This is a genomic window from Rhodococcus sp. 05-2254-5, assembly GCF_002258575.1.
Taxonomy (GTDB): Bacteria; Actinomycetota; Actinomycetes; order Mycobacteriales; family Mycobacteriaceae; genus Rhodococcoides; species Rhodococcoides fascians.
The window spans coordinates 185,838-198,574 of record NZ_NOZG01000033.1 but is presented as its reverse complement, the minus strand read 5'-3'; the positions used below and the strand labels follow the sequence as shown (position 1 = coordinate 198,574).

Annotated in this window: 13 protein-coding genes; 7 read left to right on the top strand and 6 right to left on the bottom strand. The window is 63.2% G+C overall.

All coding sequences use genetic code 11. The features are described 5' to 3' along the window. The first annotated feature begins 225 nt into the window (after positions 1-225). Complete coding sequence (locus CH278_RS26010) at positions 226-2,463, top strand: NADP-dependent isocitrate dehydrogenase (protein ID WP_094623253.1); 2,238 nt, start codon at positions 226-228, stop codon at positions 2,461-2,463. 196 nt (positions 2,464-2,659) lie between these two features. Here the strand turns inward: CH278_RS26010 and CH278_RS26005 are convergent, their stop codons facing one another. Then, on the bottom strand, positions 2,660-3,496 hold the full coding sequence (locus CH278_RS26005) for an adenylate/guanylate cyclase domain-containing protein (protein ID WP_052061211.1): 837 nt from the start codon (positions 3,494-3,496) through the stop codon (positions 2,660-2,662). Beyond that, a complete protein-coding gene (locus CH278_RS26000) occupies positions 3,493-4,473 on the bottom strand; it encodes a GlxA family transcriptional regulator (protein ID WP_094623252.1) in 981 nt (326 codons plus the stop codon). The genes CH278_RS26005 and CH278_RS26000 overlap by 4 nt, the downstream gene beginning before the upstream one ends. Positions 4,474-4,595: 122 nt before the next feature. On the opposite strand from CH278_RS26000, the gene CH278_RS25995 reads away from it, so the two are divergent. From CH278_RS25995 to CH278_RS25980, 4 genes are read left to right on the top strand one after another with little or no spacing between them, the layout of a single operon-like run. Continuing rightward, complete coding sequence (locus CH278_RS25995) at positions 4,596-5,228, top strand: isochorismatase family protein (protein ID WP_094623251.1); 633 nt, start codon at positions 4,596-4,598, stop codon at positions 5,226-5,228. Between the two features lie 21 nt (positions 5,229-5,249). Beyond that, the gene (locus tag CH278_RS25990; RefSeq protein WP_256991828.1) at positions 5,250-5,669 is read left to right on the top strand and encodes an EVE domain-containing protein; all 420 of its coding nucleotides are present in this window, start codon (positions 5,250-5,252) and stop codon (positions 5,667-5,669) included. A gap of 12 nt (positions 5,670-5,681) precedes the next feature. After that, positions 5,682-6,668: an alpha/beta fold hydrolase gene (locus tag CH278_RS25985; protein ID WP_094623250.1), complete on the top strand. Its 987-nt coding sequence runs from the start codon at positions 5,682-5,684 to the stop codon at positions 6,666-6,668. A 7-nt stretch (positions 6,669-6,675) separates the two neighbouring features. After that, positions 6,676-7,332, top strand: a complete 657-nt coding sequence (locus CH278_RS25980; protein ID WP_032388498.1) for a nitroreductase family protein — start codon at positions 6,676-6,678, stop codon at positions 7,330-7,332. 9 nt (positions 7,333-7,341) lie between these two features. Here CH278_RS25980 and CH278_RS25975 read toward each other — a convergent pair whose 3' ends face one another. Continuing rightward, a complete protein-coding gene (locus tag CH278_RS25975) occupies positions 7,342-7,986 on the bottom strand; it encodes a response regulator (RefSeq protein WP_094623249.1) in 645 nt (214 codons plus the stop codon). Continuing rightward, complete coding sequence (locus tag CH278_RS25970; protein WP_037219478.1) at positions 7,977-9,197, bottom strand: sensor histidine kinase; 1,221 nt, start codon at positions 9,195-9,197, stop codon at positions 7,977-7,979. The genes CH278_RS25975 and CH278_RS25970 overlap by 10 nt, the downstream gene beginning before the upstream one ends. Before the next feature lie 170 nt (positions 9,198-9,367). On the opposite strand from CH278_RS25970, the gene CH278_RS25965 reads away from it, so the two are divergent. Then, entirely contained in the window at positions 9,368-10,024 is a 657-nt protein-coding gene (locus CH278_RS25965; RefSeq protein ID WP_094623248.1) for a DedA family protein, read from the top strand. A 29-nt stretch (positions 10,025-10,053) separates the two neighbouring features. Here CH278_RS25965 and CH278_RS25960 read toward each other — a convergent pair whose 3' ends face one another. Both CH278_RS25960 and CH278_RS25955 read right to left on the bottom strand, forming a co-directional pair. Then, positions 10,054-11,121 carry a ParB/Srx family N-terminal domain-containing protein gene (locus CH278_RS25960; RefSeq protein WP_094623247.1) on the bottom strand — a complete coding sequence of 356 codons (1,068 nt, stop codon included), beginning with the start codon at positions 11,119-11,121 and terminating at the stop codon, positions 10,054-10,056. Positions 11,122-11,229: 108 nt separating this feature from the next. Continuing rightward, complete coding sequence (locus CH278_RS25955; RefSeq protein ID WP_094623246.1) at positions 11,230-11,760, bottom strand: GNAT family N-acetyltransferase; 531 nt, start codon at positions 11,758-11,760, stop codon at positions 11,230-11,232. Between the two features lie 116 nt (positions 11,761-11,876). Here CH278_RS25955 and CH278_RS25950 point away from each other — a divergent pair, with 116 nt between their 5' ends. Further along, positions 11,877-12,737: an ABC transporter permease gene (locus tag CH278_RS25950; RefSeq protein ID WP_094623299.1), complete on the top strand. Its 861-nt coding sequence runs from the start codon at positions 11,877-11,879 to the stop codon at positions 12,735-12,737.

Genomic DNA, 12,737 nt, shown 5'->3' with positions numbered 1-12,737 from the left:
CGGCGAGGCCGATGTTGTTCCTAATCGGGCAAATCGGGTGACCCGACGGTGGTCAGGGGCGGGACCGAGCACGGTCTCGAAATCCATTGAGCGCCCTACTGGTCGGTAACTTGGATGCGCAGATGGAGTGATACCCCACTGCCCCCCACAGCGGCGAGAACGAAGATTAAAGTTGAGGACGAACGCATCCAAAAGACGACGTCGAAACTGAGGCAAAGGCGAAACATGACAGCGAAGAAGCCGACCATCATCTATACCCTGACCGATGAGGCGCCGATGCTGGCGACTCACGCGTTTCTGCCGGTCATACGTTCTTTCGCCAGCGCGGCCGGCATCGACGTCGAGTCCAGTGACATCTCGGTTGCGAACCGCATCCTCGCCGAGTTCCCCGATTACCTCAACGAAGACCAGCGAGTGACCGACAACCTCGCCGAGCTGGGCAAGCTCACGCAGCTGCCCGACACCAACATCATCAAGCTTCCCAACATCAGTGCCTCCGTTCCGCAGTTGCTGACCGCGATCAAGGAACTGCAGGACAAGGGTTACGCGATCCCCGACTTCCCCGGGAACCCGAAGACCGACGAAGAGCGCGAAATCCGCGACCGCTACACCAAGTGCCTTGGCAGTGCGGTCAACCCCGTTCTGCGCGAGGGCAATTCGGATCGCCGCGCACCCAAGGCCGTCAAGGAATTCGCGCGCAAGCACCCGCACAGCATGGGTGAATGGTCGCCGGCGTCGCGTACCCACGTTGCGCACATGCGCCACGGCGACTTCTACCACGGCGAGAAGTCGATGACCGTCGAAGGCGACCGCGAGGTCAAGATGGAGCTGCTGACCGAGGGCGGCGAGACCATCGTTCTCAAGGAGAAGGTGTCGCTCACCGACGGCGACGTCATCGACAGCATGTTCATGAGCAAGAAGGCGCTCATCGAGTTCTACGAGGAGCAGATGGAGGACGCCTACAAGACGGGCATCATGTTCTCCCTGCACGTCAAGGCCACGATGATGCGGGTCTCGCACCCCATCGTCTTCGGTCACGCCGTCAAGGTCTTCTACAAGGACGCGTTCGCCAAGCACGGCGACCTGTTCGAGGAGCTCGGCGTCAACGTCAACAACGGCCTGTCGGATCTGTACAGCAAAATCGAGGCACTCCCCAGCGCGCAGCGCGAGGAGATCATCGACGACCTGCACAAGTGCCACGAGACTCGTCCGGAGCTGGCGATGGTCGACTCCGCCCGCGGAATCTCGAACTTCCACTCGCCCAGCGACGTCATCGTCGACGCGTCGATGCCTGCGATGATCCGCAGCGGCGGCAAGATGTGGGGCGCGGACGGCCGGCCGAAGGACACCAAGGCCGTCAGCCCGGAGTCGACCTTCTTCCGCATCTACCAGGAAATGATCAACTTCTGTAAGACCAACGGCCAGTTCGACCCGACGACGATGGGCACCGTTCCCAACGTCGGCCTGATGGCACAGAAGGCCGAGGAGTACGGCTCGCACGACAAGACGTTCGAGGTCCCTGCCGGTGGCGTCGCGAACATCACCGACCTGGCGACGGGCGAGGTTCTGCTGACGCAGGACGTCGAAGAGGGTGACATCTGGCGTCTGTGCATCGTCAAGGATGCACCGATCCGCGACTGGGTTGCGTTGGCAGTGCGACGCACCCGTGAGTCCGGAATGCCCGTCGTCTTCTGGCTCGACCCGTACCGCCCGCATGAGAACGAGCTGATCGGCAAGGTGCGCAAGTACCTGAAGGATCACGAGACCGAGGGCCTCGACATCCAGATCATGTCGCAGGTTCGTGCGATCCGCTACACGATGGAACGTCTCATCCGCGGGCTCGACACCATCTCCGCGACCGGCAACATCCTGCGTGACTACCTCACCGACCTGTTCCCGATCCTCGAACTCGGCACCAGCGCCAAGATGCTCTCCATCGTTCCGCTGATGGCCGGCGGTGGGCTGTACGAGACGGGTGCGGGCGGCTCGGCCCCCAAGCACGTCAAGCAGCTCATCGAGGAGAACCACCTTCGCTGGGATTCGCTGGGTGAGTTCCTGGCTCTCGCGGTCAGCCTCGAGGACCTGGGAACCAAGACCGGTGACGTCAAGGCGACCATCCTCGCCAACGCACTCGACTCGGCCACCGGCAAGCTGCTCGAGAACAGCAAGGGCCCGTCGCGCTCGACCGGTGAACTCGACAACCGTGGCAGCCAGTTCTACCTCGCCCTCTACTGGGCACAGGAACTCGCCGAGCAGACCGAGGACACCGAGCTGGCCAAGCACTTCGCAGCTCTGGCAAAGACCCTCGCGGAGAACGAGGAGAAGATCGTCGGCGAGCTCAACGCGGTACAGGGCAACCCGGTCGACATCGGTGGGTACTACTACCCGGACCCCGAAGCCACCGCCGCAGTGATGCGTCCGTCCTCGACGTTCAACGAGGCACTGGAGTCTGCGAAGCAGTAGTTCTTCTGCCTGCTTCACCACCCTTTGGGATGAATGGCCCATTCACGCGCTCAGACGTTGTGAATGGGCCATTCATCTTGCATTACATCATCATTCGGGCTTCAGCAGCAGCCGCCAGCCGTCCGGGGTCTACAGTTCGCCCCCCCGGTTGGGATCAATGCGACATTCACGCGTTCAGACGTTGTGAATGGGACATTCATGCGCTTGCGTGGCCGGTCTCCGCACTCGGAAGTGCCGGCAGCGCCACCGGATACAACTGAAAGCTTCCGCTCATTCCCTTGAGTTCGACGTCGCGGGGCGTCCCCAGAGTCAGGCCGTCCGCCCTGGCGATGGCGTCACGCACCGGCTCGCTGACAAGAATTTCTCCGCCCTCGGCTTGGTTCGCCACTCTTGCCGCCATGGCGACGTTGAGGCCGAACAGGTCGTCGCCTCGGCGCACCGAGCTGCCGACGTGCACGCCCATGCGCACGCGGATGCGGTCCCACCGATCTGGGTTCTTCAGCAGGGCTTCTTGGACTTCCACTCCGCAGCGCACGGCCTCGGCCGGGTCGGAGAAGGCGATCATGTAGCCGTCGCCCTGGCTCTTGACCACGTGTCCGCCGTGGTCGTCGACGTGTTTGCGGATCAGCTTGTTGTGCTTCTCGAGCAGTTTCACCCAACCGCGGTCGCCCAGTTCCTCGTTGCGGGCGGTGGACCCTTCGATGTCGGAGAACATGACCACGATGTCGCCGTCGGCGGTCATGCGTGCCAGGTCGGGGCGTTCGACCTTCGCCCAGCCCGCGAGGTCTTCGACGGAGTTGCGGACGGTCGCGCCGAATCCCTTGTTGATGAGTAGGTCCGTGGTGTGGAACGCGGTTCTGATCGCGAAGGGCACCAGACCACGTCGCTTACGGCGTTGCTGCGATTCGAGAGCGCGGTCGAGTGCTCGGCGCGTGTGCTTCAACTTTCGTCGAGACACGATGAGAACCACACCGAGCGCGATAATGGCGGCGAGCTCGACTCCGGCAACTATCCACAGGATCACGTTGCTCATCCTCGCCTGTCGGCGGTGTCCGTGGTTGCACAACCGACCGCGAACTGCTTCCGATAGGCCGTCGGCGTGACGGCGAACGCCGAGTGGAAGTTCTGACGCAGGGTGACGGCGCCGCCGAATCCGCACGAGGCAGCGATGGTCTCGATGCTGTGGCCGGTCGTTTCGAGTTGGCTGCGGGCGGCGTCGAGCCGCTGGTCGAGTACCCAGCGCGCGGGCGTGGTTCCCGTCGCATACTGAAATTGCCGGATGAAGCTACGCCGGCTCATACGTGCCCGCTCGGCGAGCCGCTCGATCGGTAGTGGCTCGGACAGTCGTTCCAGCGCCCAACTCTGGACGTCGGCGATCGCGGAGTCCTGGGACGCCTCGATGACCGGCCGTTCGATGTATTGCGCCTGACCGCCGTCTCGATGCGGTGCGACGACGAGGCTGCGTGCCACCCGCGTTGCTGCTGCCGCGCCGAGGTGTTTGCGGACTATGTGCAGGCAGGAATCGATCGACGACGCCGTGCCCGCGGAAGTCATGACGTCGCCGTGGTCGATGTAGAGCACGGACTCGTCGAGGCCGATCTGCGAATTGCGATCGCGCAGTTCTGTCATCTTGGACCAATGGGTGACGGCGGGACGTCCGGCGAGCAGTCCGGTGTCGGCGACGGCGAACGACCCCAGACACAATCCCGCGATTTGGGCTCCCCGTCGGTGAGCGCCTCGAAGAGCGGTGGAAAGGTGAGTGCCGATGTGTGGCAACGACTCCGGCCACGACGTCACGATCACGATGTCGGCCCAATCGGCGATCTCAGGGCCCTCGATCTCGCCGACGGGGAAGCCCTCCTCGGTGCGGATCGACCCTGGCTCGTCGGACCACACCCGCGTCTCCCAGTCGGGGGCCAGCCCGAGGCGCGTCACCTCGCCGAACACCATCAACGGCGCGGCGAGGTGGAACATGGTGATGCCGTCGAACACGTACAGCGCGATGCGCATGAATCTCCGATCGACGAATTGGCGCAATTTCATCGAAAGTATGCATCCGTGCCACTCGTGAACGCAAGGTCGGTGCCGAAGTATGGGTATCGACCGAGTACGCCACCTGAAGGAGAACGTCCATGACCGCACCGCGTAGAGCCCTCATCGTTATCGATGTACAGCAGGAATACTTCGAGGGAGTTCTGAAGATTCAGTACCCGCCTCGCGACGAGTCGTTGGCCAACATCGTTCGTACCATCGAAGCGGCTGTGGCGCAGGATGTTCCGGTGGCCATCGTGCAGCACGAGATGCCCGAAGGCTCGCCTGCTTTCGTCAAGGGAACCCCGACGTACGAGCTTCATCCCGACATTCAGGCCGTCGTGCAGCCGTCCTTCGAGCGGGTCGAGAAGCAGTACAGCAGCGTCTTCGCTGGCACCGATGTCGCGAAGTGGTTGCAGGGCAACAACGTCGACACCGTCACGATCGTCGGATACATGACCAACAACTGCGATCTCGCCACCAGCGCCGACGCCGAAGCGCTGGACCTGGCCGTCGAGATTCTGTCCGACGCCACCGGCGCGATCAACCTCTCGAACGAGGCTGGGACGGTCTCAGCCGAACAACTCCACAAGGCGCTGATGGTGCTTTACCAGTCCAATTTCGCAGCAGTGGCGGCGACCGACCAGTGGATCGACGCGGTCAAGAACGGAAACGGCCTCACGGCAAACAATCTGGTGGTCTCGGCTGCGCAGGGCAACGACGCGGTGGCGTAGTTCGTCATTAGGATTACAAGTGTGACGGCACGGGCGATAACGGACCAGACGCTCGGCGCATGGGTGATCAAGTGCAATCCGCACAAGACCGACCTCGCACCGATGGTCGAAGCCGGACGTGCGCAGGAGAATTGGTGCGTCGCGGACAACTATCGAACTCGTCTGATGGCACCTGGGCAGCCGGTGTTGTTCTGGGTCAGCAGCCACCCGCGACGCGGGATCTGGGGTGCGGGTCGGTTGACCGGCACCCCGGTCCCCGGCCCCCAGTGGAAGGTCTCGACGGACACCACGCTGTTCGATCAGCCGATCCTCGCGTCGGATCTGCATGCCGTTGCGGAACTGTCGACGCTCGAGGTGTTCCGGTCGCCGCAGCAGTCCAATCCCTCATGGGTCGACGCGTCCGCGTGGGCAGTGATCCGACGGATGTTGCCTCTCGAATGATGTGATGGCGCTATGACACCGGAGGACGAACCGACACTGCACGGAATGCTCGATGTCGGGGACGGTCAATGCATCTACTGGGAGCAATGGGGTCCGTCCGACGGCGTCCCGGCGGTCTACTTGCACGGCGGACCGGGCGGGACCCTGAATGCCAGTCAGTTTCGTCGTCACTTCGACCTGTCCCGTGTTCGCGCTATCGGATTCGAGCAGCGCGGGTGCGGCCGGTCGACCCCGCACGCGTCCGATCCCTCGACGTCGTTGGCTACCAACACCACTGCGCATCTGATCGCTGATATCGAAGTACTGCGTGTGCACCTTGGCGTCGAGGCGTGGATCGTCAACGGCGCGTCCTGGGGATCCACTCTTGCTCTTGCCTACGCTCTCGCGCATCCGACGAGGGTTCTCGGCATGGTGCTCGTGTCGGTGACGACGACCAGCCGCGCGGAGGTCGTTTGGATCACCGAGGGCGTCGGTGCGGTCTTCCCGGAGGCGTGGGATCGGTTCGCCACATTTGCCGAGCAGGCCGGCGTCGGCTATCGACGCGGTGAGGGCCGCATAGTCGACGCGTACGACCGCCTGTTCAATTCGGCCGATTTACAGCTGCGGGACAGCGCATCTCGCGAATGGGCACTGTGGGAGGACGTGCACATCTCGATCGGCACCGATGGCGTGCGGCGCAATCCGCGATGGGACGACGACCGGTTCCGACTCGCCTTCGTGCGGCTGACCGCGCACTACTGGTCGCACGACGGGTTCTGCGATCCGCCCTTGCTCGATCGCGCCGACGGTCTGCGAGACATTCCGGGCGTCCTGATCCACGGCCGAAAGGACGTTTCCGGACCGGCTGTCACGCCGTGGCATCTACACCGACGTTGGCCCGGTTCGACACTCGTCATCGATGAGGGTGACGGCCATGGGGGACTGTCCATGGCGGCGCGATGGGACGCTGCGAACGAGGAATTGACCAACCGGGCCCTGCAGAGGCCGAATGGTGCATGATCGAAGGGTGACTTCTTTCCCGATCGTTGATCTGACTCCTGACGAGCTGCTGACCACCACGCGAACTGTGCGTAAGCGCCTGGACCTGACGCGGCCGGTGCCGATGGAGCTGATCAAGGAATGTCTCGAGATCGCACTGCAGGCCCCATCAGGCTCGAACAAGCAGGGGTGGCAGTGGATCGTCGTCACCGATCCTGATCTTCGTGCCCGCATCGGTGCGATCTACGGCGAACTGTTCGCCGAGTACCAGGCATCGAAGCAATCCGCGTCAGCATTGTTCGCGGACGATCCCGAACGCGCATCGGTTCAGAAGCGCGTCGGCGACAGTGCCGGTTGGCTCGGCGAGCACATGGGTGAAGTTCCCGTGCTGCTGATTCCGTGCATCAAGGCCGGCAAGACGCTTCCGGCCGGCAACCAGGCCGGTCTGTGGGGCTCGCTGCTGCCTGCGGTGTGGAACTACGCCCTGGCTGCACGGGCACGTGGACTCGGAACAGCGTGGACGACAATTCATCTCGCGAAGGAAGCCGAGATTTCCGAACTGCTCGGTATTCCCGAAGGCTTCCATCAAGGCGCACTGATTCCGACTGCCTACTACACGGGGGAGACCTTCAAGGTCGCGCCCAGGGATCCGATCGAGACGGTGCTGCACGTCGATCGCTGGTAGTCGGCCCGGCTAGGTGCGCAGGTAGGCCACCACCGCCATCACGCGTCGGCTCATACCGGTCGAGTTCGCCAATCCGAGTTTGTCGAACACGGCGTTGATGTGTTTCTCGACCGAGCTCACCGAAATGAACAGACCAGCGGCGATTCTGGCGTTCGTGAGACCTTGCGCCATCAGCTCGAGCACATCGCGCTCGCGCGGCGTCAGTCGTTCGAGGGGATTGGATCGGGTGGTGCGAGACAACAGCTGACGCACCACCTCCGGGTCAAAGGCAGTCCCGCCGCCGGCAACTCTGTCGAGGGCGTCCAGGAACTCGTCGACCTGCGCGACTCGGTCCTTCAGCAGGTACCCGACCTTGCCTCCTGGCCCACTGATCAGCTCTGCCGCGTAGCGGTTTTCGACGTACTGGGAGAGCACGAGCACTGCCACCTCCGGCCATCGACTGCGGATGGTCAATGCCGCCCGCAGCCCCTCGTCGCTGTTGCCTGGAGGCATCCGAACGTCGGTGACGACGATGTCGGGATGATCCAGTTCCACGGCAGCCAGGAGCGCGTCGGCGTCGCCCACGGACGCGACCACGTCATGGCCTTCGTCGACGAGCAGACGGACCAGGCCCTCACGCAGCAACGTCGAGTCCTCCGCGACGATCACGCGCATGGGATGCTCGCAGTCACAACAGTCGGGCCGCCGACCGGGCTGTCCACGGTGAGGGTGCCATCCATGGCAGCGACGCGGCGGGCCAGTCCGGACAATCCGGTGCCGGACGGATCGGCACCACCGGACCCGTCGTCGGTGATGGTTGCCAGTATGCGATCAAACTTCTGCCGAGTGACCTCGACCTCCAACGATCTCGGGGAGGCATGCTTGGCTGCGTTGGTCACCGCCTCCGAGATGACGAAGTAGACGGCTGTTTCCACAGCGGGGCGCAACCTCTCTGTCAGTTCGTACGAGAGTCGAACGGGCACACCGGACCGCTCGGCCAGCGCCTCGAGAGCTGGGCGCAGGCCGTCCTTGTCGAGTGCGATCGGATACACCCGGTTGGCAACCTCGCGCAGCTCGTCCGTCGCTCCCTGCGAGGCGACCTGGGCTTGGCGGAGGAGTTCGTGCACCTTGTCGGGATCTTCAGCGCGGCGAGCCCGGCCGACGAGCATTCCCAGAGCAACCAGGTGCTGTTGCACGCCGTCGTGCAGGTCACGCTCGATGCGTCGGCGTTCGTCGTCGATAGCGTCCACGACATGATCGCGAGTGCTCGTCAGCTCGGCAACCCGTTGGTGCAGCAACCGATCCGACTGCCGGCCGAGTACCTGGATGGCGAACCAACGATCGAGAGATCCCACCCCTGCCACTCCGACTGCCGCGACGAAAATCAGGAGGATTCCGGGTAGTGCGGCCATAGCAACGAGTCCGCCGTCGACGCGGTTCGAGTCCTCGATCAAGCCCCAGTCGCCGCTGAGAGTCCATGCCGAGACCATCGATGCGGCGACGACGAGACACAGCGTCAGGAGGAGAACCACGCCGAGCCCGAGCAGCCCGATAGGCCAACGAATTCCGAGATACCAGCGGCAGCGACGAGGGGCCGCCGCATCCGTGGAGAACGCGCCGTGAAAGCGTGTGATCCGCCGGATCTCGAAGTCGGACAAGATCAATGCGGTCTCATCTACGGCCGTCCGTATTGGTTCTCCCCACCGGCCGAGGAGACGCACCAGTGCTAGGGCGAGTAAAGCCGCCACGGAGAACAACAGAGCCGCGATCGCGGTGAAGATTCCGAGCAGAACTCCGGAAAGTGCCGTGAGCCAGCGCCGTAGAAGTGAGCCGATCGACGCGCGATCAGCCTGCTCGGGTGAGTAGACGTCACGGTTGGCCAGCACACGAGCAGCGTAACCGAGCAAGTGGCCGCTGATACTGCGGTAAACCACACACTTCCATGCAGATAGCCCCGCGGCAGGCGACGGTCTTCCTCGATGTCCCGCATCCACATAGTTCGTAGCGTTTTCCGTGTCCTTCACGACCGGAAACATAGACGAACAAGGGAATTGCCATGTCCAACATATCGATTGCTACAGCAGCAGAAACCAGCGCTCTCGACGGACTGGCCGGGTGGGCGGTCGGCGTCATGGATGCCCTTGGCGGCCCCGGCGCAGCGGTCGTCGTCGGTGCAGACAATCTGTTCCCGCCGATCCCGAGCGAACTCGTTCTCCCACTTGCCGGGTTCTCGGCCAGTCAGGGAGCGTTCTCTTTCGGTGCTGCGCTCTTCTGGACGACGCTCGGCTCGGTACTGGGCGCGGTCGTCGTCTACGCGGTGGGTGCGCTCATCGGACGCGAGCGCACACGAGCATTGGTAGCGCGAATTCCCCTGATCAAGGCCAGCGACTTCGACCGCTCGGAGGCATGGTTCGCCAAGCACGGCTCGAAGGCAGTTCTGCTCGGCCGAATGATCCCGCTCTTTCGTAGTTTCATCTCCCTGCCGGCCGGGATCGAGCGGATGGGAATGGCGAAGTTCCTTCTACTCACCACCATTGGGAGTCTGATCTGGAACACCATTTTCGTCACCGCGGGATATCAGCTGGGCGAGAACTGGCACCTGGTCGACGCGTATGCCGAAATCCTGCAGAAGATCGTCGTCATGACGGTCGCCATGGCCTTCGTCGTCTTCGTGGCCCTGCGGTTGCGGTCTCGCCGCCAGGCCGGTCTGTGACAACGCCGGCCCGGCGACCTGACATGCACTTATCGGGGCAGCCCCATTTTGTACTGCAAGGCGTAGGCCAGCTTGCCCGGCTTGTCGCCCGAGTACGGTACCGAGAGTTTCCCGAACTCGCCCTTACCAGCAGCCTTGCCGTCGTTCCAGGAAGCCAGTGCGCCGAGTTCCGCTGCGGTGCGGCCGCTGTCTATGACCGCGTCTTTTGGGGCCGCCACCTGAGCGCGCGACACCGACTCGACGGTGCTCAGGTAGCTCGCCAGGTTGTTGCTGTCCCAGCCGCTGATGTCGACTTCCGCCGAGTCGCGAACCCATGCGCCCCAATAGAACTCCTGGAACGGGATCGTGCCGGGTGTGAAGCCGATGTCGCGCGCGAAGTACATCAGGCTGCGGTACTTGTCGTTCTGGAACTTGGCGAGGCCGACTCCCGACGGAAGCTGCTCCACCGGAACCTCGTTGCCGTCGACGTCGTAGTTCCACACCCACTTCTCGGCTTTCATCCGAGCCCAGAAGTCGGCAGGGCTCAGGTCGCTGAGGTTCGCGACCACTCGCAGACGAAGATGCAGATTCGGTCCACCGTCGGCCGTTTCGTAGAACGACGTCAGAGTGTGGTGTCCGTCGGTCAGGTACGGCACACCGCCCGGCCCGATGACGACGGTCTTCATCGGTGCGATGGTATCGGGAGTTTCCTGGCCGACGGGCACTGTGCAGGTGAACGACGACGGATTGTCCAGTCGCGCATCGGGCAATGCGGAGGCAGCCTCTTCCTGCCCGTTGGCCTCGCACCAGTCGTCGAACTTCTTGTTGATCTCGTCCTTGCCGAGCGTGTACCGACCGAGCTTGTAGTACACCTCGTCGTATCCGAGCGACGGTTGCGTCGCGTGCACGTCACCGATCGGCAGATCGAGAAGCTCACCGGCTTCGGCACATTGGTAGCCGAGGCCCGAGGACGATCCACTGGGGAGCAGGTCCGCAACCTGACACAGCGGCGACGCCGTCCGTGCCGGGGCGGCAGTGGCGACGCCGCCCATCGTCGTGGAGGCGATCGATACCAAAGCGAGCGTGCCCAGTAGAGCAGCTCTGCGACGCGATGCCATTCGTGAAACTCCCAGAGTTCGGAAAGTGAAGTTTTCCGAGACTGTCGCACCGCGGTCACCGGCCGGTGTCGGGGAACCGACGCGGAGGTGAACGTCGCATGATGTGCGTCAGCGATCCTCGCGCAACAGTGCGTAGACGAGCGTGTCGGTCCATTCACCCTTGCACCACCAGTTCTGGCGGAAATGCGCTTCCTGACGCATTCCGACCCGGTCGGCCAACCGGGCCGACGCGTCGTTGCGTCCGTCCATCTGTGCCGTGACTCGGTGGATCTGCGGCAGCGAGAACACGTGGTCGATCAAGTCGCGCACCGCCTCGGTCGCGTAACCACGACCGGCCACGGCGGGTGAGAACGTCCAGCCGAGTTCGACGAGTGCCGGCGAACCGTCCACGAGCCATGCTTCGACGTTGCCCACCACCGTCCCCTCGTGTTCGACGACCATCGCGAGCGCCTGGGTGTGCAATCCGGATCGCTTCATCCGCTTACCCACCGCCGCAACAGCGTCGGCATGGGTCCACGCTTCGTGGAGGAGATAGCGGCACACCTCGGGATCGCTGTAGTAGGCGAGAATCCGGTCTGCGTCGTCGGGTTCGTACAGACGCAGCGTCAGGCGTTCGGTGTGAATGGGCTCGACTGTCATATGTCCGATTCTGCCCGACCTAGATTCACGCTGATTCGAACCCTGGTCTCGTACCCCTCTCGTAACGGAGGGTGGTGAGTCGAAGCTGATCGTCATCAAGTGGAAGGCACGTGAACATGGTCGTGACGTCGTACGCCGCTCCCGCGGGACCTTTGGACACGCGGCGCAGCGTCGTACCGAAGGGCGACCCGGTGCCCGCCTCGTCCAAAACGCCACTGTGGCAGCGATACCGATGGACCGTCCTGCGTGCCTTGTCCCCGATCGTCCTCCTCGTTCTGTGGCAGATCGCCAGTGCTGCCGGAGTCCTCTCCGAACGTGTTCTCCCCGCACCGTCACTGATCTTCGACGCGGGTCTGGAATTGCTGCGCAACGGTGAATTGGCCGACGCTCTGGCTATTTCCGGAACGCGAGTGGTTCAGGGACTCCTGCTGGGCGGGCTGATCGGGGTGGCACTCGGGGCGCTCGTCGGACTGTCCAAGCTCGCCGAAGCAACCGTCGATCCGCCGCTGCAGATGCTGCGTGCACTCCCGCACCTCGGGTTGATCCCACTGTTCATCCTGTGGTTCGGAATCGGCGAGACTCCCAAGATTCTGCTCGTCGCTCTCGGAGTGGCATTTCCGTTGTACCTCAACACGTTCTCGGCCATCCGGCAGATCGATCGCGACTTCCTCGACACTGCCGTTGTACTGAGATTTTCGTGGCGACAGCGATTCACCACCATCATTCTGCCGAGCATCGCGCCCCAGCTGTTGGTGGGACTTCGGCAGTCGTTGGCCATCGCGTGGCTGTCGTTGATCGTGGCCGAGCAGATCAATGCCGAATCCGGGCTCGGCTACATCATCAACAATGCGCGGGACTTTCTGCGTGTGGACACCATCATCTTCGGGCTCGTCGTCTACGCGCTGATGGGAATCGGCACCGACGGAATCGTACGAATCCTCGAAAAACGAGCCCTCCGTTACAGATTGGACGCGTGA